The sequence below is a fragment of the Pseudomonas taetrolens genome (assembly GCF_900475285.1).
Lineage (GTDB): Bacteria > Pseudomonadota > Gammaproteobacteria > Pseudomonadales > Pseudomonadaceae > Aquipseudomonas > Aquipseudomonas taetrolens.
Genome location: NZ_LS483370.1, coordinates 4,618,310 through 4,638,399 on the forward strand (window position 1 = coordinate 4,618,310; position 20,090 = coordinate 4,638,399).

Here is a 20,090-nt window from a genome sequence, read left to right on the forward strand (position 1 = left end):
CATGACTATCGATTTATACGGATTCGGCCCGGCGCTTGCCGCCGGGGCGCTGATGACCGTCAAACTGGCACTGACTGCGCTGTGTCTTGGCCTGGTGCTCGGGTTGCTCGGTGCATTGGCCAAAACCTCCCCCCTCAAACCTTTAAGGTGGCTGGGCGGTACTTATTCAACACTGGTTCGCGGTGTACCCGAGCTGCTCTGGGTGCTGCTGATTTACTTCGGCAGCGTGAACCTGGTCCGTGCCATCGGCGAAGCCATCGGCATGCCCGAACTCACCCTCAGCGCTTTCGCGGCGGGTGTGATCGCGCTGGGGCTGTGTTTTGGTGCCTATGCGACCGAAGTGTTTCGCGGTGCCATTCTGGCCATTCCCAAAGGTCACCGCGAAGCGGGCATGGCCCTGGGCATGTCCAAGCCACGGATCTTCAGCAAACTGATCCTGCCGCAAATGTGGCGCATCGCCCTGCCCGGCCTGGGCAACCTGTTCATGATCCTGATGAAAGACACCGCGCTGGTATCGGTGATCGGTCTGGAAGAAATCATGCGCCAGGCCCAGAACGCCGTGACCTTCGCCAAACACCCTTTCACCTTCTACATGGTGGCCGCCGTGATGTACCTGGGCCTGACCGTATTGGCCATGGGCACGATGCACGTGCTTGAAAAACGCGCTGCGCGCGGCTTTGTGAGGAGGACGTAATGGAGTGGGAAATCATCCTCAAGTGGATGCCCAAGCTGATTCAGGGCGCGACCCTGACGCTGGAGCTGACGGCCATCTCGGTTCTCGCCGGTCTGATTGTGGCGATTCCGCTGGGCATCGCCCGTTCGTCCAGGCTGTGGTACGTGCGTGCACTGCCTTATGCCTACATCTTTTTCTTCCGGGGCACGCCCCTGCTGATTCAGCTGTTCCTGGTGTATTACGGCCTGGCGCAATTCGACATGGTGCGTGAAAGCGTATTGTGGCCTTATCTGCGCAGCCCGTTCTGGTGCGCCATCATCACCATGACCCTGCACACGGCGGCCTATATTGCCGAGATTCTGCGCGGCGCAATCCAAGCCATCCCACCGGGTGAAATCGAAGCCGCACGTGCCCTGGGCATGTCTCGCTTCAAAACCCTGGTGCACATCGTCATGCCACGTGCCACGCGCATCGGCCTGCCGGCCTACAGCAACGAAGTGATCCTGATGCTCAAGGCCAGCTCGCTGGCGAGTACCGTGACCTTGCTGGAACTGACCGGCATGACCCGCACCATCATTGCCCGCAACTACCTGACGGTGGACATGTTCCTGACCGCCGGGATGATCTACCTGGTGATGTCATTCGTACTGATTCAGGGCTTCAAACTGCTGGAGCGCTGGTTGCGCGTCGATGCCTGCCAAGGGCGCTAAACCTCACGTGCTGCGTGGCGAGGCTCTGCTCGCCCGCTTCCAGGCACTGGACGCCTTTCTGCATGAACACCAGCACCTGTGGCGCCCACGGCCCTTCACTCATCTGAATGTGCCGTGGGAAGCGCAGCACCCCGAACTGGCGCAGTGGTTGCGCCAGCGTTCGCTGCAAGACGCCGAAACCAGCCACAACCATCCCCAGCACGTGCCCGCCCCTGCGCCATTCCCCGAACTGGCCACCACTTCCTGCACCCTGAGTTCGGTTGACCGGCTGGCGACACAGGTGCTTGCGCCCGCTAACCAGCGCTTGCAGGTGGACGTGCCGGGCCGAAAATGGCAACAGATTGAAGCCTTTGCCCAAAGCCTGACCTTCAAGCAAGCACCTGCCCACTGGCTGGACTGGTGTTCGGGCAAAGGCCATTTGGGGCGTCGGCTGCTGAGCGCCGGGCAGCAACTGACGTGCCTGGAATATGACCCGGCACTGATCGAATCCGGCCAGGGTCTCAGCCAGCGCCATCACTTGCCGGCCCGTCATGTTCAGCAGAATGTGCTCGCCCCCGAAGCAGCCTTGCACCTCACACCCCGGATGACACCAGTGGCGCTGCATGCCTGCGGCGATTTGCATGTCCGTCTGCTGCAACTGGCAAGCGCAGCAGGCTGTGCACAACTTGCCATATCGCCCTGCTGCTACAACCGTATCAGTGCGTCGCACTATCAGGCGTTATCCACAGCCGCCACAGCATCAGGCTTGCAGCTGTCGCAGGAAGACCTGAGCCTGCCCATGAGTGAAACCGTGACCGCTGGCAGCCGCGTGCGGCGCCAGCGCGACGAATCGATGGCGCGGCGGCTGGGCTTTGATGTGTGGCAACGCCAGCGCCGTCAGTGCGATGAGTACTTATCCACACCCTCGCTGCCCGGCGCCTGGCTGAACAAGCCGTTTGCCGAGTACTGTGAAGACCTGGCAGCGCTGAAGAACTTATCCACAACCGGCGCTGAAGACTGGCCCGTCCTAGAAGCGGCAGGTTGGGCGCGCCTGGCCCAGGTGCGCAATCTGGAGCTGGTACGCGGCCTTTTCCGTCGCCCGCTGGAACTGTGGCTGGTTCTGGATCGGGCGCTGTTTATGGTGGAGAACGGCTATGAGGTTGAGATTGGCGAGTTCTGCGACAGCCATCTGACGCCGCGCAATCTGATGTTGATCGCGCAGCGTTGTGGATAACTTGAACAACCATTCTCACCCGGGTCTTATCGATCCGGGTGAGGGAGCGCTCTACGACCCGCGATACGTCGAGAAGCCGTAAGGGCTGAGCAGCAGCGGAATGTGGTAGTGCTGACCGGCGTTTTTCACTTCAAAAATCACCGGTATTTCCGGGAAGAACGTCTCGCGGCCAGCGCTCTTGAAGTATTCACCGGTTTTAAACACCACCCGATACTGACCCGCCTCAAAGGTTTGCCTCGCCGGAAACAGTTCGCCGATACGCCCCTGTTCATTGGTCACGCCCTGCGCCAGCGGTTGCCAGTCTTGACCCACATGCTTTTCCAGCGTGACATTGACGCCCGGTGATGGCAGACCGTTTTCCAGGTTGAGTACATGCACGCTCAAAGGGTTGCCAGCCCCCAGTGTCAGGCTCGACAAGGCGCTCAGGCTCATAGCCAGCACCGTCATTTGCAAAGCTTTCATCGGTCATCCTTTAGTCATGGTTAAAAAACAATCAACTCAGCGTTGAATGGTCAGGCCGATCTGTTTCGCCGCTTTTAGCGCGCAGGCTTCGTCTTGCTCAGCCCCTCCAGCACCCGCCCCCCCCATCGCGCCGACCAGTTCACCCTCGGCAAACAACGGCACACCACCGCCCAGCAGCAACAACTCAGCGATGGAATTGAGGTTGTTCGCTTCAGCATTGGCTCGCGCACGTTCGGCAAACAAACGGGTCGGGGTTTTGGTCGAAAGCGCGGTATAGGCTTTGCGTTGGCTGGCCAGCAGGTTGTGCGGGCCAACACCCTCCGGGCGCATCGCTATCAGCACATTGCCACCGCGATCGAGCACGCTCAGCGCGCCGGTGCAATGCATGAGCGTGGCGTCAGCCAGTTGGCGGGCGATGGCCAGATCCAGGTCGGCATGACGCGCCAGATTCGGTGCTGCCAGGGCGGTGCCGGCAACACCTACGGCAGTCCACAACAACAAGGTTTTCAGCATCATGGGCTAGCTCCTGTAGGAATGAGCCCACCTTAACCAACGACCTCCGTCAGAACCCCGTCAGTTGCATTACAAGTTTGTAATAGGCAACGCCCCCGAAGGCGCCTAGCCTGTGCTAACGATTGATCGAGGTGTGCGATGCGTTTGTTAGTGGTTGAAGATGAAGCCAAGACGGCAGATTTCCTGGCCAAAGGCCTTCAAGAATCAGGCTTTGCGGTGGATGTGGCACTGAACGGGCTGGACGGCCGTTACTTTGTCGAGCAGCAGGAATACGACCTGATCATCCTCGACGTGATGCTGCCGGGGCTCAATGGCTGGCAACTATTGCAATTGATTCGCCAACGCGGCGCCACGCCCGTACTGTTTTTGACCGCCAAGGACGCTATCGAAGACCGCGTGCGCGGCCTTGAACTGGGCGCCGACGATTATCTGCTCAAGCCCTTTGCCTTTGCCGAGTTGCTCGCCCGGGTACGCACCTTGCTGCGCCGTGGCCCCATGCGCGAGGCCGAGTCGTATGCCATCGCCGACCTTGAAATCGACGTGCTGCGCCGCCGCGTCAGCCGGGGCGGGCAACGCATCAGCCTGACCAACAAAGAATTTTCGCTTCTGCAACTGCTGGCCAGCCGTCAAGGCGAAGTCTTGTCGCGCACCTTGATCGCGTCCCAGGTCTGGAACCTCAATTTCGACAGCGACACCAATATGGTCGAAGTCGCCGTGCGTCGCTTGCGCGCCAAGGTCGACGATCCCTACATGCCCAAACTGATCCATACCGTGCGCGGCGTCGGGTATCAGCTGGAAGCACCCGATGAGTAAGTCCATTGCCTGGCGCCTGGCGCTGGCAATTGCTTTGACCTGCGCATTGGTGATGAGTCTGATCGGGGTGTTTCTGTATCGCTCATTGGCCTCCGAACTGGCATGGCGTGACGATCAGGCTCTGCTGGGGCGCCTTGAGCAGGTACGCGCCCTGTTGCATGACAGCGACAGCCTCGAAGCCCTGCAAGAACGCCCACGGTTGTATCAAAACATGCTGGGCAACCTGGACAGCGTGTTGCTGGTCAAGCGTGAGGACGGCAGCCCGTTGATTGCGATTAATCCGCACCAACAAGCCTTGCCGGACGTACCACCGATTGCTCAAGCACGGGCACCACAACGCACCGATATCAAAACGGTAGGCGCGACAGTGCTGCTGGCAGGTATGGCGCAAGGCCCGGCAGGGGAAACCTTGAGCGTCACGGTGGGCAAGCGTCTTGATGAGCGTGAGCAAATGCTCGCCAGCTATCGCATCCGTTTGTATGGCGCTGTGGGATTCGGTGCATTGATGGCTTTCGGCCTTGGCCTGCTGCTGTTGCGTCGCGGTCTCACGCCTCTGCGTGACCTGGCCCGGGCCATGGCCGGTATCGACCCGCGCAGCCTCGACCAACGCATGAGCGCCGACCACGTACCGGCCGAACTCAAAGAACCCGTGCAGGCACTCAACGCCATGCTCGCACGGCTTGAAGACAGCTTTGCACGGCTGTCGCAGTTCTCCGCCGACCTGGCCCATGAAATCCGCACGCCGTTGCACAACCTGCTGGGCAGCAACAGCCTGGCCTTGAACCAGTCACGCAGCGCGGCCGAATACCAGGAAGTGCTGGCCTCGAATATCGAAGAGTACGAACGCCTCAATCGCATGGCCGAAAACCTGATGTTTCTCGCCCGCGCCGAGCACGGTCAACGCCCCTTGCAACTGCACGTGCTGGATCTTGGAGAAGTGGGTGAAGGATTGTGTGATTACTTCGAGGCCCTGGCCGAAGACCGCCAGTTACGACTGTACAATCAGCTCAGCGGCCCCCTGACAGCCGACCTGCAACTGCTGCAACGGGCGCTGGGCAACCTGCTGGCCAACGCCGTGCGCCATGCACAAACCGGCTCGACCGTACGCCTGCTGCGTCACGACGATGCCGAATATGGCTGGATTGGGGTACACAACCTTGGCCCGGCGATTGACCCGCAACATATCGACAAACTGTTCGACCGCTTTTACCGGGTCGACCCGTCACGCGCCCAACCCGGTGACTCCGGCGGCCTGGGATTGGCGATCGTGCATTCGATCATGCACTTGCATGGCGGACAGGTACGCGTGGTGAGCAATGACAGCGGCACACTGTTTGAGCTGGGGTTTGCCCGCAATCCCCCGACTTTTCCGAGGTCCGGAGTCGATACCGTGCCAGCGCAGTCCAGTGCTCGCACCCAGACTTGAGCGAACACCGGCCAGGATCATGAAAATAGTCAGTTATCAGGGGTTTACAAGCCCAAACATCCGCGTATACTCCTCGCCCATAACGCCGGTATAGCTCAGTTGGTAGAGCAACTGACTTGTAATCAGTAGGTCCCGAGTTCGACTCTTGGTGCCGGCACCATACGAAACACCAAAAAAGGCTCACCGCAAGGTGGGCCTTTTTTGTTTTAAGACTTGCCCCCCTTCCAATACCGTTGCTGCAGCCGTGCTGGAGCGATCAGGCTAAACGTACGGCGTCTGTGCCGGTCACTCGCGGTCGGCTGCGATCAAGGGACTCACCCTCTCTACGGATTGATGGTCATGTGCGCTCACTCGACCGAGTGTTGCGAACACTGCTACTGCCGTGAGTACGCTGCCAGCACCCAAGATGAAAAGCAGGTGTCGAAACGCGTTGGCGTACTCGTGGCGCAAAAGTTCTGACTGCCCTGGGAGTTGGCTGTTGGCGTTCTGCAGATCGCCGAGCGCTGCCCGGCTGGATGCTTCCATGATCTGATGCGGTGCAAAACCCGTGGCGGCGTCGAATAGCCCCCATTGAATGAACGTCGCCAGCAACGCCCCGGCGACGGCGATGGCAATGCCATCGGCGGAAACGCGAACGGCGTTAAAAATCCCTGTGGCCATGCCCGCACGTTCTTTTTCAACCACGCTAACGGCCATGCCGTCCATCAGACCCCAAGGCAGGCCAATGCCGATGCCGATCAGCACCATGGGCATTACCGCCTTGCTGACTCCGCCATCCAGCACGACACCTAGCCAAAACAGTCCGACTGCCACCAGCATTAGCCCGACCGCCGAGAGCATCCCTGAGGTGTAATGCCGCGCGAGCTGGGCCGCCAGAAACGGCACAAGCAACAAGGGTGCAGCCAGCGCGATCATCATTTGTCCGGTCTGCAAAGCACTGAGCCCTTCGACTCCGATGAATCGCGCCGGGAGCATGATGATGAGGACGACAAAAAAGAATGCAGGGCTTGCTGCCAGGATCTGCACGCCAACAAACCTGGATTGCTTGAATAGCGAAAGGTCGAGCATCGGACTACTGGTTCGGCGCTCTATCAGAACGAATAGCATGAACAGCAGGATCGCGCCGACGACACTGCCCAAAACGATTGGGCTGGCCCAACCGTCTTCAGGCGCGAGGAGTATGCCGTAGGTAAACAAGGTGAGTGCGGCCGTGAAGCTGAGAGCACCGGGCCAATCCATACCCTTGTTAGCCGGGTCTTTAGACTCCGTCGCGCTCACGCAGACGAGTACGAAGCCCACTACACCTATCAATGCCGTAGCGTGGAACGTCCATTTCCAGCCGGCAGAGTCGACCAGTAACCCGGCAGCCAAGGGGCCGAAGGCTAATCCAATGCCGAACGTGGTCCCAAGGAGACTGAAAACCCTGGTGCGTTCAGAGCCGTGGAATACCTGGGCGAGAGATGACATGGCGCCGGCGAAAGCAGCTGCTCCGCCCAACCCCTGTACAAGCCGCAGGATATCGATTTGCACAACCGTGGAGGAGAAGGGAATAGCGAGGGTAGACAATACGAATATGACCAGTCCCATCAGCCATACGCGCTTGCGTCCGTAGATATCTGTCAGGCTCCCGGCGGCCATCATCGCGCTGCCATACGTCAGGATATAGGCGTTGACGACCCAACTGAGCTCGACAGCAGATCCACCCATGGCAGCGCTGATTGAAGACAGAACAACTGCCGGCCCGGTAAAGCAAAGCGGGATAAGAATGCCTGTCAGGCACGCTGCGAACAGCTGTACCCACGTCAGTAACGGGGGAGCCGTCTGAACGCTGCATGTCGAATTCATCTGAATGTTTTCCTGATTGATGTGCGCAGGTGTCGCTTCACAGCGCACGGTTGTCCGCAGTGATCGGCACATCGAGAGGTTAGGGCTTACGTCCGCAAACAAAAACAGGCATATAATCCGAACATATCGGACGCTGGTGTCCGCAGTGAGGGCAGCCCTTGGAATCGCTTGGCAGCATTTCACTCTTCGTATTGGTGGCTGAAACCCGAAGCTTCACAGAAGCCGGGAAACGATTAGGTATTTCCTCCTCTGGCGTCGGTAAAAGCATTGCCAGGCTGGAGGAGAAGCTCGGTGTACGCCTGTTCCAGCGCAACACCCGCAGTATTGCCCTGACGTTGGAAGGCTCACTGTTTCTTGAGCGGTGCCGACGGATACTTGCGGAGCTTGAAGCCGCCGAAATGGAGCTAAGCAATACCCGCGAGCAACCGAGGGGGAAATTGCGAATCAGCTTGCCTCTCGTCAGCAGCCTGGTGATGCCCGTCATCATTCAATTCATGCGCGCCTACCCCGAAATAGAACTCGATATCGATTTCTCTGATCGAATGGTCGACGTTATTGAGGAAGGCTTCGATGCTGTATTGCGGACAGGTGAGCCGGGTGATTCGCGTTTGATTTCTAAAAGGCTGGGGAGCTTTCAGCTCCAGATTGTGGCGTCTCCAGACTATCTCGCACAGCACGGTGTACCCAAACGGCCGTCGGATCTCTCTGCACACTCATGTTTATTGCACAAGTTTCCTTCGACAGGGAAAGTCGAGCCTTGGCCGCTGCGCATTGAGACTGCAGAGCCGGATTTCGAGCTGCCTCAGACCCTGGTGTGCAACACCACCGAAGTGATTGTCGATGTGGCGTGTTCAGGTTTGGGAATGGCTTGCCTGCCTGACTTCATGACGGCTAACGCCATCAAGAACCAGCAACTGGTTCAGGTGTTAGCTGACTATACGGTTCACACCGGCGTGTTCAGACTTTTGTGGCCCTCCAGCAAACATCTTTCTCTGAGACTGCGGACCTTTATCGATTTTATGCACAGCCAGCTATTCGTTAGCGACCGGCCCAGTTAGAAAACCCCCTTGCATAAAAATGCCATCATCACAATAATGCGATCGATTACCATTTACGCATGGTGGCATTATCATGTCGGCGCTCGACCATTCCGTGGTCCATCGGTTGTACCGCGATCACAACAGTTGGCTGAAAGGCTGGTTGCGCGTCCGGCTGGGCAATACGGCGGATGCTTCCGATCTTGCTCAGGACACGTTCCTGCGTGTCATGACGGCGCGCCATGACGCGCCTATCCGCGAGCCGCGAGGTTATCTGAGTACCATTGCCCGCTCGCTTTTGATCGATAAGGTCCGCCGCCGCACCATTGAGCAGGCTTACCTGCAGGCGCTGGCATTAAGGCCGGAGCCTGTGGATGTTTCGCCAGAGGTGCGCCTGTCGATCATCGAAACGCTGATCTCGATCGACGACCTGCTCGATGAGCTGGGGTCCAGGACGCGTGAGATCTTTCTGGCGGTGCAACTCGAAGGCTTGAGCTACGTTGCCGCCGCTGAACGTTTCGGTGTGTCGGTCACCACGGTCAAAAACCATTTGATTCGCGCCATGACCCGCTGCCTGCTGCTGGTCGAGCAGTGATGTCCAGCGCTCCGGATTTGAAGACGCTTGAGGCCGCTGCCACCTGGTACGTGCAGCTTAATGACGGAGCCGTCAGCGAGGCCCGGACCCGGGCCTGGCAGGCTTGGTTGCAAGCCTGTCCGCAGCACGCCGCCGCCTGGGCGCGTGTCGAAAAGCTTCAAAGCCAATGGGCAATGATCCCGCCAAAAGCAGCCCTCTCCAGCCTGGATGCCGCGAAAGCTCAACGCCGTGATGTCTTGAAAATGCTTGGCATGCTACTGGCCGTTGGCAGCAGTACATGGCTGGCGGTTGAGCACGTACCGTATCGCTCGATGCTCGCTGAACACCGCACCGGTATCCGGGAGCGGCGCACGCTGCGTCTGGACGATGGCTCGCAACTGGAACTGAACAGCGACACGGCGCTGGATATCCTCTTCGATGCCAAACAGCGGTTGATCCGCCTGCACCAGGGCGAGATTCTGGTTCAGACCGCCAAGGACCCGGGCCAGCGCTCATTTATCGTGCACACCGAGGATGGCAGCATACGCGCCCTTGGCACCCGCTTCAGCGTGCGTCAGTTACCCGGTCAGACGCGGGTCGGCGTAGAGCAATCGGCCGTGGAAATTCGCCCCCTCAGGCACATTGATCTGCTCCTGCGGCTGGAAGCCGGGCAACAAGTCACTTTCGATCGCGATGCCGCCGGTGAAATCGAGCGTTTGCCTTCCGCCTCCACCGCCTGGGTCAAAGGCATGTTGAGCGTGGATGACTGGCGGCTGGGGGACTTTGTCGAGGAGCTGGGGCGCTATCGCCCGGGTGTACTGCGCTGTGCAACATCGGTTCAAGACTTGAGTATTTCGGGGGCTTTTCGGATCGATGACACCGAAACGGTTCTGGAGAACCTGGGTAAGACCTTACCGGTGAAGGTGCGTTATCTGACCCGTTACTGGGTCAGTATCGAACCGGCATAAGCGAACGCGCAAAATGCTTTGGCCTTTAACCTTGCTGATTTCGATTCTCATCCGTCAATGACATAAGCCGCGACCGCAGCGCGTTTCTGCCATGACCATGCAAGGATCACCGAATGCCCCCGCTCCCCCTCAATGCCACAACTAAAATAACGCGCGCTGTTCGCCTGGCGGTATTGGGTGCATCCCTCGCCAGCGTGTCCGGCCTGGCACTGATGTCCACTCAGGCTTGCGCGCAAAGCCAGACGGCTTATCAGGTCGCCGCAGGCCCGCTGGGCAAGGCCCTTACCCAATTTGGCGTGCAAGCGGGGGTCACTATTTCGTTCGACACCGAGCAGGCCCGGTACCTCAACACCGCCGGACTAGAAGGCTCGTACAGCATCGAGGAAGGCCTCGACCGTCTGCTCGCCAACAGCGGGTTGCAAGCACAGCGTCAGAGCAACGGTGGCTATGTACTTGTTGCCAGCAACCCCGAAGAGGCGCTGCAACTGGGGGCCACTCAAGTCATCACCAACCAGCTGGGCACGGTGACCGAAGGCACCGGTTCCTACACGCCCGGGGCCATTTCTACGGCCACCCGCCTGGTGCTGACACCCCGCGAGACGCCGCAATCGATTAGCGTGATCACCCGTCAGCACATGGATGATTTTGCGCTCGACAATGTCGACGACGTGATGCGCCACACCCCCGGCATTACCGTATCGGCCTATGACACGGACCGGACCAACTACTACTCCCGCGGATTCTCGATCAATAACTTCCAGTACGACGGGATTCCCTCCGCCGTGCGTAACGTCGCTTATTCGGCGGGCAACACCCTGAGCGACATGGCGATCTATGACCGGATCGAGGTTCTCAAAGGCGCCTCCGGCCTGCTCAGCGGGGCAGGTTCCCTGGGGGGCACCATCAACCTGGTGCGTAAAAAACCCACCCACGAATTTCATGGCCATATCACCGCAGGAGCCGGTTCCTGGGACAACTACCGTACCGAAGTGGACCTCAGCGGCCCGTTGACCGAAACCGGTAATGTCCGCGGTCGCGCCGTGGCGGCCTATCAAGACAGGCAGTCGTATATCGACCGCTACTCGAACCAGAGTTCGGTGTTCTACGGCATCCTTGAAGTCGACCTGACGCCCGACACATTGCTGACCGTGGGTGCCGACTATCAGGACAACAAACCCCAGGGCTCTACGTGGTCGGGGAGCTTTCCGCTCTACAACTATGCGGGTGAGATCAACGATGCCAAACGCTCATTCAGCAACGCCACCGACTGGAGCAGTTGGCAGCAATACACCCGCACCGTCTTCGCGACCCTGGAACAGGATCTGGGCAGTGGCTGGGTGGGTAAGCTGCAACTGGACCACAAGCTCAATGGCTACGATGCCCAATTGGGAGCGATCCAGTTCAACCAGCCCGCAGCTGATGGCACCGCCACAATCAACGCTCAACGTTACAAGGGCGAAACCACCAGCGATGCGGCCGACCTTTATGTCAGCGGCCCCTACAATTTTCTGGGGCGAGAGCATGAACTGGTGCTGGGCGGCTCGATCAGTACCGCGAACTGGAAAGGCAAAGGTTACTGGGACGTCACGTTCGCCACACCCAACCTGGTCGATTACTTCAACTGGAACGGGCACCTGGCCAAACCTGACTGGGGCCGTGCGTCGCAAATCAGCGATGACACCGTGCGCCAGACAGGCATCTACGCCACCACGCGCCTGAACATCACTGATGACTTGAAGCTCTTCCTGGGCGGGCGAGTGGTCGACTACACCCTGACCGGTACAACCAATACCTACCGCGAGTCGGGGCGTTTGATTCCTTACGCTGGCATCACCTATGACCTCACCGACTACCTGACCGCGTATGCCAGCTACACCGATGTGTTCATGCCTCAGGAGTTCTACAACCTGGATCGCAACAGCAAGATGCTGGACCCGGACGAGGGAGAAAACTATGAAATCGGCCTCAAGAGCGAGTTTTTCGATGGCCGCCTGAACGCCAGCCTGGCGTACTTCGAAGTCAAGGAAAGCAACCGCCCCACCCCGGACGATGACTGGAACAACCTGTCACCCACCCCGCCCAACTACGCCTTCAAGGGTACCGCCGCGAAAACCAAGGGCTACGAGCTGGAAGTGTCCGGTGAGCTGAGCCCGGGCTGGAGCCTGCAGGCCGGGTATACCCACAAGGTGGTGCGCGATGACACCGGTAAAAAGATTTCGACCTTCGAACCCGAAGATCAGCTCAGCTTCTACACCATCTACAAACTCAAGGGTGATCTGAACAAAGTCTCCGTGGGCGGTGGCGCACGCTGGCAGAGCACAGCCTGGCAAGAGATGTACAACAGCCCCAAGGATCGCTACGAAGATTTCTCGCAAAAACCCTACTGGGTTGTGGATCTGATGACCCGCTATCAATTCACGGAAAACCTGTCGACCACGCTCAACGTCAACAACGTGTTCGACAAGTACTACTACACCAACATCGGCTTCTATAACTCAGCGATCTATGGCGAGCCACGCAACTTCATGCTGACCACACGCTGGGATTTCTGAGGCTCACCGCCAATCACTCAAGCGACTGAGTTTCACCTGCAGGAGCGAGTACGCTCGCGCCTGCATTTGTCCTTCAGTGCACCGCAAGGCAAGGCTTTGGCCTGGACACACACCCGACAGATGACCCCACATCATCTATCCCTTGAACATTCATCCTTTGTCAGCCGGCGCAGCGATGCCCTTTAATGGATGAAAATACAGGGAGGCCGACATGATTTTGGGCAAAACACTTGAGAGCTGGTGCACCCGCTACCCGCTGATTCGCGAGCTGATCGCGCTGCAAGAAACCACCTGGTTCAACCCTGGGGTTGCGCCGGTGGCACAGGCGCTTACCGATACGGGACTGACTGACGCTGATGTCGCCGACGCCAGCGCGCGCCTTGACCGGTTTGCGGCCTACCTGCGGGTGGCCTTCCCTGAAACAGAGGGCAGTGCTGGCATTATCGAGTCCGACATCCAGCCCATGACGCATCTGCATCCATTGCTAGCCGAGCGTTACGGGCAAAGCCTCAACGGCGCGCTGTGGCTCAAGCGCGACAGCCATCTGCCCATTTCAGGCTCGATCAAGGCCCGTGGCGGGATTTATGAAGTGCTCAAGCAAGCTGAAGTCCTGGCCCTGGCCGGAGGGCTGCTAACCCTTGATGACGACTACGCGCTGCTGCACAGCGACAAGGCTCGGGCCTTTTTCGGCCAGTACAAAATAGCCGTCGGCTCCACTGGAAACCTCGGCATGTCGATCGGCATCATGGGTGCTGCGCTGGGCTTTCAGGTGACCGTTCATATGTCGGCAGATGCCCGGCAATGGAAGAAAGACAAGCTGCGCTCACACGGTGTAACGGTGGTCGAATACCAAAGTGATTACAGCGTGGCCGTAGCCCAGGGTCGCCAGCAAGCGGAGTCCGATCCGTCCTGCCATTTCGTCGACGACGAAAACTCGGTCAATCTGTTCCTCGGTTACGCGGTGGCCGGCGAACGCTTGAAGCAACAACTGGCGGCGGCACAGATCAGCGTGGATGAACAACATCCGTTGTTTGTTTACCTGCCCTGCGGAGTAGGTGGCGCGCCGGGCGGGGTGGCCTTTGGCTTGAAGCTGGCCTTCGGCGATGCCGTGCATTGCATTTTCGCCGAGCCGACTCACTCACCCTGCATGCTGCTGGGCGTGTACACCGGGCTGCACGATGAAGTCAGCGTGCAGGATTTCGGTATCGATAACGTAACCGCTGCAGACGGTCTGGCGGTTGGCCGGGCTTCCGGTTTTGTCGGCAAGGCCATGCAGCGCATGCTGGACGGCTTTTACACCGTCAGTGACGAAGAAATGTACAGCCTGCTGGCCCTGATGGAGCGCAGCGAAGGCTTGCGCCTTGAACCTTCCGCGCTGGCGGGCGTGCCCGGTTTTGCCAGGGTGCAGGCCGAACAACAAGGCTATCTGACCCGCGCAGGCTTGAGCCCGCAAGCCATGAACAACGCCACCCATCTGATATGGGCCACAGGGGGCAATATGGTGCCTGCAGACGAGATGGACGCTTACCTGGCCAAAGGTCGTGAGTTGCTGGGCTGACTCAAGCGCAAAGCGGATGTGGCAAGATGCACGCATTGCCACATCCCGTAAGAAGTCAGCCTTTGGCTTGAGGGAAAACCGCTGTGCTTAACCTTCCACCTCGAATCAGCGCCCGGCTCGACAGTCGCCAGTTCGCCAACCTGCATACCTTTCTGGTCGCCGCTCGTCATCTGAGTTTCGCCCGGGCAGCACAAGAACTGTGCTTGACCGCCAGCGCCGTCAGCCACCGTATCGGCCGACTCGAAACGGCGTTGAACATGAAGCTGTTCCAGCGCCTGACCCGACAGGTCAGCCTGACAGATGAGGGCGAGCGCATCTTCGAAGTACTGCAGCACGCGATGGGCGAATTGTCCGAAGCATTGGAGCACTCTTCACGCGTCGAAGTTACCGGCTCCATCGCCCTCTATGTACGGCCCTCGATCGCTCAATGCTGGCTGGTGCCCAGGCTGGCTGATTTTGTCGAGCGTTACCCTCTGGTCTCGCTGGACCTGCGGGTAGGCAATGACAATGTTGATTTCCGAACCCGCAAAGTTGACTTGGCCCTGTATTACGCCAATGGCGAATTCCCCGGACTGAAAAGCCATCGATTGATGCGCGAACAGTCGGCCCCGGTGTGCAGCCCTGAATATGCAGAGCACCATCGTCTGTATGAGCAACCGGAAAACCTCAAGCATTGCACCACGCTGCATGACGCTCTGGCCTGGGATCATGCGGCTTTCGATGCCGAATGGACGCTGTGGGCAGAACAACACAACCTGCTGGGGGCTCTGCCCAAACGGACCTTGACCTTTGACCGCTCCGACCTGAGCGTGACAGCGGCCCTGAATCACGCCGGCATTGCCATTGGCCGCCAGCAGTTGGTACAGAAGCACATTGATAGCGGCGAACTCGTGCTGCCCCTCGCCGGGTTCAGCCGTTCTGGTCACTACGATTATTATCTGGTGCATCCACCGCTCAGTACCATCCCCAAGCGCCTGCTGGTGTTTATGAACTGGCTGCGCGAGTGCGCACGACAATCCGCTGTGCTGGATGATCAGGAGGACGGATAGGTGTTTGCCCGCGCCAATAAAAACGCCCCGAACCAGTCGGGGCGTTTTTTGTTGATCTGTGCGGCCTGTGTAACAGGCCACTGGCATCAGAACACGCTGATCGGGTAATCCACGAACACGCGTATTTCGTTGCCGCCAACGTTGTAGTTGCTGGCGTTGTTCGACACGCGCAACCACGAACCGCGCAGACGCACGCTCAGGTCTTTGACCGGGCCGCTTTGAACAACGTATTTGGCCTGGTTGAAGATTTCGCGCTCGGTACCACGGCCACGGCCTGAACCGTCGTCGATGTTGCTGCCGCGTACGTAAGCGATGTTGTAGGTCAGGCCCGGGATGCCGACGGAACCGAAGTCGAAGCCGTAACCCAGCTGCCACGAACGCTCGTCCTTGGCATTGAAGTCGGACCAGTAGGAGTTGGCCAGCAAAATGGTGCTGCCGCCATCGCCGACGCCGCCGGCGTTACGGTAGCCACCGTACGGGTAGCCGATCTCACCGGTGCTGCTCTGGTAGGCCAGCAGCAGCGAGTGTGCGCCAAAGGCGTAAGTGGCCGCCAGGCTCCAGATTTTGTTGTCATCACCGTCGACTTTGAGCTCGTCACGGGCGAAGTCTTCGTTGAGGTGAGTACGGTAACCGTTGAAGTCAAACGTCAGCGATTGTTTGTCTTGCAGCGGGATCGCGTAGGTCACGCCCAAGTACTGCTTGCGCAATACGTCTTCCATCTCGGAACCGTACAACGACGCCGACAGGTTCTCGGTGAACTTGTAGCTGCCACCAAACACGTTGATGCTTTTCAGATCGCCGCTGTCGCGGGCTTCGGCACTTTTACGCGACTCTGCGGTGAAGCGACCGACGTTGAGTTCCAGGCCGTCGATTTCCTTGGAGGTCAACAGTGTGCCGGTATAGCTCTCTGGCATCAGGCGCGTGTTGTCGTACATCAGCACCGGCAGCGCAGGCATCTGATCACCGTACTTGAGCACGGTGTTGGATACGCGAACCTTTACAGCTGCGCCAGCCTTGGCAATGTCGTTAGCGGCCTTGCCACTGTCGCCCTGCTTGAAGAAGTCGATGCCGCCCGCACCGCTCTTGCCGCCACCGCCATCAAGGCGCAGCGCGTAAATGCCGAAGGCATCCACACCCACACCGACGGTGCCTTGGGTAAAGCCCGAGGTAAATGTACCCAGGAAGCCTTGGCCCCATTCGGCTTTATCTTGTTGATGGTTTTTATAGTCGCGGCTGATATACGCGTTACGCGCCAGCACGTTCAGATGACTGTCTTCGACAAAACCTTTTGCATCAGCTTGATCGTTGGCCATGGCCTGGGTCGCACTAAGCACACCCAATGCAAGCAAACCTATCCGTTTGTTCAACATTTTATTTTCCTTATTACTGAATAAAGGCGCGCTGTGGGTTTCAAGCTGAAACATTGAGTGGTGGTTGCTTCACATAAACAAAAAAGACCCGCTCGAAGACTCGATGCGGGTATTTCGCAAAGTTTGGTGCATGGCTTATCGCCACAGGCGTTGGCGGGAATCCTAGCCGCCGTGAAGGCAAGGTGTCAATTTCGTGAAAAATTCGTTACTTGGCATAAAACTTCAAAACTTTGCCCGAAATACCCGAAACAGTTACTGGCAGCCATCCAGACCGCAGACTGGCGCGCATACACCTTCGCGTTCTGCGCTTACGCCTTCGCGCTGGCGCAGCCAGGCAGCAAACGCTTCGGGCTTGCCCAGATAGGGTCCCAGGTCGATGACTTGATACTGCCCGGACTGTTCCAGTACGACCGTCGGAAAGCCCTGGCCACCGACCTTTGACAACAGCTGACGACTGGTCTTGAAGTGCGCCAGGGTCACCTCACCACTCATCGCATCGTATGCCGTTCGAAATGCGTCGGCCTCCAGCCCCATCTCAACAGCCACCGCCATCAGCACGTCGTTATCGGCAATGCGCCGCCCTTTTTCGTAATGCGCCGTTTGCAAACGCCCCAGCATCTCAAGGCCACGTCCGCCCAGCTGTTCAGCGGCCAGCACCGCAGTGGTCGGCGGCGCCGAATCAAACACCGCCGTGGTGTCGCGCAATAAACCCTCGAAATACGCCTCGCCAAAGGGCTGCCCGGTGTACTGCGCGATACGCAGATCGTGAGGCATCACGTAGTCGCGCAGTTGCGCAGACACCGGCTGGCGTTGCGCGCCGGTCATCATCCCGCCGCCGTGGGCAACGACCGGCAAAATGCCGCGTGCCACGTCGATCAATGGCTTGGCGCCATAGCACCAACCACACAGGGGATCGTAGATGTAATGCAGGACGGGTGTAGCAGTCATGGCTTGCTCCGCAGAATCAATAAATCAGAGTGCCAGCCTAGCCTTGCGAGGTAAGCGGAAAAACGCCGGTATGGCTTTTAGTCTGTTTCGCGAACCGGGCGAATCCGGTGTGGTGAGATCCGGAAGAGATAGAAACAAACAGATACATATTTACAGGCAGCACAAATGGTAATCCTTACCACCCACTAACAAGAACCATTACCATTCGCGCCCTAAAAATATAACCCCCCTCTCAACCGCCCGGACACTTCTCAACCATGCTTTCCCCTCGCCGTTTAACGCCCTTGAATCTGGGGCTGTGCGCCTTGCTGTACGCCGGATTCGGCACCGCTGCTACCGTGCTTCCCGAACTGTCGATCAATGCCAGCGAAGCCGAGGCCGATGACCCTCGGGTCAAAGACGTCACCACCGCCACCCGCACGTCAACTCCGGCGCGCTATGTACCGCAAGCCATCGATTCCGTGAAAACCAGCAACGTACTCGATTACGGGATCAACAGTCTGGGCGAAGCCCTGAGCGGGATCCCCAACGTCAGCAGCACCGCCGATACCCGCTTCGACAGCCTGCGCATTCGTGGTTTTGACGCCAGCAACGACTTTTATCTCGATGGCATTCGCGACGACAGTCAATACGTGCGCGACCTGCATAACATCGAGCGCATTGAGGTGCTTAAAGGGCCTGCGGCCGTGTTGTATGGCCGGGGCAGTCAGGGCGGGATCATCAACCGCGTCAGCAAAATGCCGCAATTCGGGCGTCAGTCGAGTGTTCAGGCCCAGGGAGGCAGCGAAGATTTGCGCAGCCTGTACGCCGACCTTAGCGCGGACCCGAGCGACACCGTCAGCCTGCGCCTGAACATGGGCAATGAAGACAAGAACAGTTTTCGCGATCATGTCAGCGGCAATCGCCAGCTTTTTGCACCCTCGATAAGCTGGCAAATTACCCCGGATCTGAACTGGCTGGTGCAGTACGAATACAGCCGCTACAACCGTACCCCTGATCGCGGTATCCCGAGCATCAACGGACGTCCCGCCGATGTCAGCCGTGGCACGTCGTACGGCGGGCAAAACGACTTTATCGATGACAAAACCCAGAACCTGCGCTCGCGCCTGAGCTATGAATTAAGCGACAACTGGCAGCTGCGTCATACCCTGGGCGTATTCAAGCTCGACAGTCAGTTCGAAAACACCTACCTGACCGGCTACGACCCCATCATCAACAAGGTCAATCGCCAGAGCTGGCAGCAGGACATGAGCACCCGCAACATCTTTAATAACATCGAGATCGAAGGCGGCTTTGACACGTTCGGCCTGGAGCACCGCTTGCTGACAGGGCTGGAAATCGGCAACCAGCGTCGCGATCCGAAGCTCTACAGCGCCAAGGGCGTACCGGCGGTCGATGTATATAACCCTGACCGCCACCTGCGCCCAACCGGGCCGATGCTGATATCCAGCGATAACCACACTGAAGTCGAAAGCCAGGGCCTGTACGTTCAGGATCAGATTCGCCTCAACGATCAATGGCAGGTGCTCGCCGGCTTGCGGTATGACCGCTTTGATATCGAGTCCACCAACAACCTGAAAGAAATCTCTGAAGAGCGTAAAAGCCACAGCACCAGCCCGCGTCTGGGTGTGGTCTGGACCCCGCTGGAAAATCACTCGTTTTACGCGTCGTGGACAAAAACGTTCTCCCCGGCAGGCGGTGGCTTGATCGGCATCACCCCGGGAGCTGCCGGCAACACCAATGACCTGAGCCCGGAGCTGACCAAGCAGAAAGAGGTCGGAGTGAAAAGCGACTGGATGGGGGATCGCCTGAGTACCACCCTGGCCGTGTATGAGCTGGAACTCTACAACCGTCGCACCAAGGACCCGGATGATCCGACCATCACCCTGCTTTCCGGGCTGCAACGCTCGCGCGGTATTGAGCTGACGGCCAACGGCAAACTCGGTGGCAACTGGTACATGCGCGGCGGCATAGGCCTGCAGGACGCAACCGTGGTCAAGGACAACAATGGTTTCGAAGGCAAACGCATCAACGGAGTGGCCAAGCACAATGGCAGCCTGTTTATTACCTGGAAACCGGAAATGGGCTGGTACGCCGAAACGGGCCTGACGCTGGTGGGGCAGCGTTATGCCGACAACCTGAACACTGTCGTCTTGTCGGGTTACGGGCGCTGGGATGCGCTGGCGGGCTATCGCGAAAAAGACTGGGATGTGAGGGGTGCGCTGACCAACCTGACCGACCGTGATTACTATGCCTCGGCCACCAGTGCATCACAGATCATGCCGGGCGAACCGCGCAGCCTGGTGATGACGGGTACGTACAGATTCTAAAGCCCCGCATCCCCCCTCTCCCTTAAGGAGAAGGCGGGAATGAGGCTTA

Annotated in this window: 17 protein-coding genes and 1 tRNA gene; 13 read left to right on the plus strand and 5 right to left on the minus strand. The window is 58.7% G+C overall.

What is annotated here, in order from left to right; genetic code table 11:
* Nucleotide 1 precedes the first annotated feature (1 nt).
* Genes DQN55_RS21225 through DQN55_RS21235 form a run of 3 tightly spaced genes read left to right on the plus strand, consistent with a single transcriptional unit; the run spans nt 2 to nt 2,596 of the window.
* Nucleotides 2-694: an ABC transporter permease gene (locus tag DQN55_RS21225; protein ID WP_048383916.1), complete on the plus strand. Its 693-nt coding sequence runs from the start codon at nt 2-4 to the stop codon at nt 692-694.
* Nucleotides 694-1,383, plus strand: coding sequence for an ABC transporter permease (locus DQN55_RS21230; protein ID WP_048383914.1), 690 nt, complete (start codon nt 694-696; stop codon nt 1,381-1,383). Before DQN55_RS21225 ends, DQN55_RS21230 begins: the two co-directional genes overlap by 1 nt.
* Nucleotides 1,364-2,596: a methyltransferase gene (locus DQN55_RS21235; protein ID WP_048383912.1), complete on the plus strand. Its 1,233-nt coding sequence runs from the start codon at nt 1,364-1,366 to the stop codon at nt 2,594-2,596. The genes DQN55_RS21230 and DQN55_RS21235 overlap by 20 nt, the downstream gene beginning before the upstream one ends.
* Before the next feature lie 51 nt (nt 2,597-2,647).
* On the opposite strand, the gene uraH is transcribed toward DQN55_RS21235, so the two are convergent.
* Both uraH and DQN55_RS21245 read right to left on the minus strand, forming a co-directional pair.
* Nucleotides 2,648-3,058: a hydroxyisourate hydrolase gene (uraH, locus tag DQN55_RS21240; RefSeq protein WP_048383911.1), complete on the minus strand. Its 411-nt coding sequence runs from the start codon at nt 3,056-3,058 to the stop codon at nt 2,648-2,650.
* Between the two features lie 36 nt (nt 3,059-3,094).
* Nucleotides 3,095-3,574 (minus strand): GlcG/HbpS family heme-binding protein, encoded by a 480-nt coding sequence (locus tag DQN55_RS21245; RefSeq protein ID WP_048383910.1) that lies wholly within the window; start codon nt 3,572-3,574, stop codon nt 3,095-3,097.
* Between the two features lie 135 nt (nt 3,575-3,709).
* On the opposite strand from DQN55_RS21245, the gene DQN55_RS21250 reads away from it, so the two are divergent.
* The 3 genes from DQN55_RS21250 to DQN55_RS21260 all read left to right on the plus strand — a co-directional run bounded on the left by DQN55_RS21250 (nt 3,710) and on the right by DQN55_RS21260 (nt 5,970).
* Nucleotides 3,710-4,384 carry a heavy metal response regulator transcription factor gene (locus tag DQN55_RS21250; RefSeq protein ID WP_048383909.1) on the plus strand — a complete coding sequence of 225 codons (675 nt, stop codon included), beginning with the start codon at nt 3,710-3,712 and terminating at the stop codon, nt 4,382-4,384.
* Entirely contained in the window at nt 4,377-5,810 is a 1,434-nt protein-coding gene (locus DQN55_RS21255; RefSeq protein WP_231995631.1) for a heavy metal sensor histidine kinase, read from the plus strand. Before DQN55_RS21250 ends, DQN55_RS21255 begins: the two co-directional genes overlap by 8 nt.
* A gap of 84 nt (nt 5,811-5,894) precedes the next feature.
* Nucleotides 5,895-5,970, plus strand: a tRNA-Thr gene (locus DQN55_RS21260).
* Nucleotides 5,971-6,095: 125 nt separating this feature from the next.
* Here DQN55_RS21260 and DQN55_RS21265 read toward each other — a convergent pair.
* Nucleotides 6,096-7,655, minus strand: coding sequence for an MFS transporter (locus tag DQN55_RS21265; protein WP_048383908.1), 1,560 nt, complete (start codon nt 7,653-7,655; stop codon nt 6,096-6,098).
* Between the two features lie 158 nt (nt 7,656-7,813).
* Between DQN55_RS21265 and DQN55_RS21270 the strand changes: the two genes are divergently transcribed.
* The 6 genes from DQN55_RS21270 to dsdC all read left to right on the plus strand — a co-directional run bounded on the left by DQN55_RS21270 (nt 7,814) and on the right by dsdC (nt 15,393).
* Nucleotides 7,814-8,713, plus strand: a complete 900-nt coding sequence (locus DQN55_RS21270) for a LysR family transcriptional regulator (RefSeq protein ID WP_048383906.1) — start codon at nt 7,814-7,816, stop codon at nt 8,711-8,713.
* A 73-nt stretch (nt 8,714-8,786) separates the two neighbouring features.
* Nucleotides 8,787-9,287, plus strand: coding sequence for a sigma-70 family RNA polymerase sigma factor (locus DQN55_RS21275; protein WP_048383904.1), 501 nt, complete (start codon nt 8,787-8,789; stop codon nt 9,285-9,287).
* Entirely contained in the window at nt 9,287-10,234 is a 948-nt protein-coding gene (locus DQN55_RS21280) for a FecR domain-containing protein (protein WP_048383903.1), read from the plus strand. The genes DQN55_RS21275 and DQN55_RS21280 overlap by 1 nt, the downstream gene beginning before the upstream one ends.
* A gap of 113 nt (nt 10,235-10,347) precedes the next feature.
* Nucleotides 10,348-12,786, plus strand: coding sequence for a TonB-dependent siderophore receptor (locus DQN55_RS21285; RefSeq protein ID WP_048383902.1), 2,439 nt, complete (start codon nt 10,348-10,350; stop codon nt 12,784-12,786).
* A gap of 211 nt (nt 12,787-12,997) precedes the next feature.
* On the plus strand, nt 12,998-14,344 hold the full coding sequence (dsdA, locus tag DQN55_RS21290; RefSeq protein ID WP_048383901.1) for a D-serine ammonia-lyase: 1,347 nt from the start codon (nt 12,998-13,000) through the stop codon (nt 14,342-14,344).
* Between the two features lie 83 nt (nt 14,345-14,427).
* Complete coding sequence (gene dsdC, locus DQN55_RS21295; RefSeq protein ID WP_048383900.1) at nt 14,428-15,393, plus strand: DNA-binding transcriptional regulator DsdC; 966 nt, start codon at nt 14,428-14,430, stop codon at nt 15,391-15,393.
* Between the two features lie 86 nt (nt 15,394-15,479).
* On the opposite strand, the gene DQN55_RS21300 is transcribed toward dsdC, so the two are convergent.
* Entirely contained in the window at nt 15,480-16,763 is a 1,284-nt protein-coding gene (locus tag DQN55_RS21300; protein WP_048383899.1) for an OprD family porin, read from the minus strand.
* A 252-nt stretch (nt 16,764-17,015) separates the two neighbouring features.
* Nucleotides 17,016-17,711 (minus strand): DsbA family protein, encoded by a 696-nt coding sequence (locus DQN55_RS21305; protein WP_048383892.1) that lies wholly within the window; start codon nt 17,709-17,711, stop codon nt 17,016-17,018.
* Between the two features lie 257 nt (nt 17,712-17,968).
* On the opposite strand from DQN55_RS21305, the gene DQN55_RS21310 reads away from it, so the two are divergent.
* Nucleotides 17,969-20,041, plus strand: coding sequence for a TonB-dependent receptor (locus tag DQN55_RS21310; protein WP_048383890.1), 2,073 nt, complete (start codon nt 17,969-17,971; stop codon nt 20,039-20,041).
* The last annotated feature ends 49 nt before the right edge of the window (nt 20,042-20,090 follow it).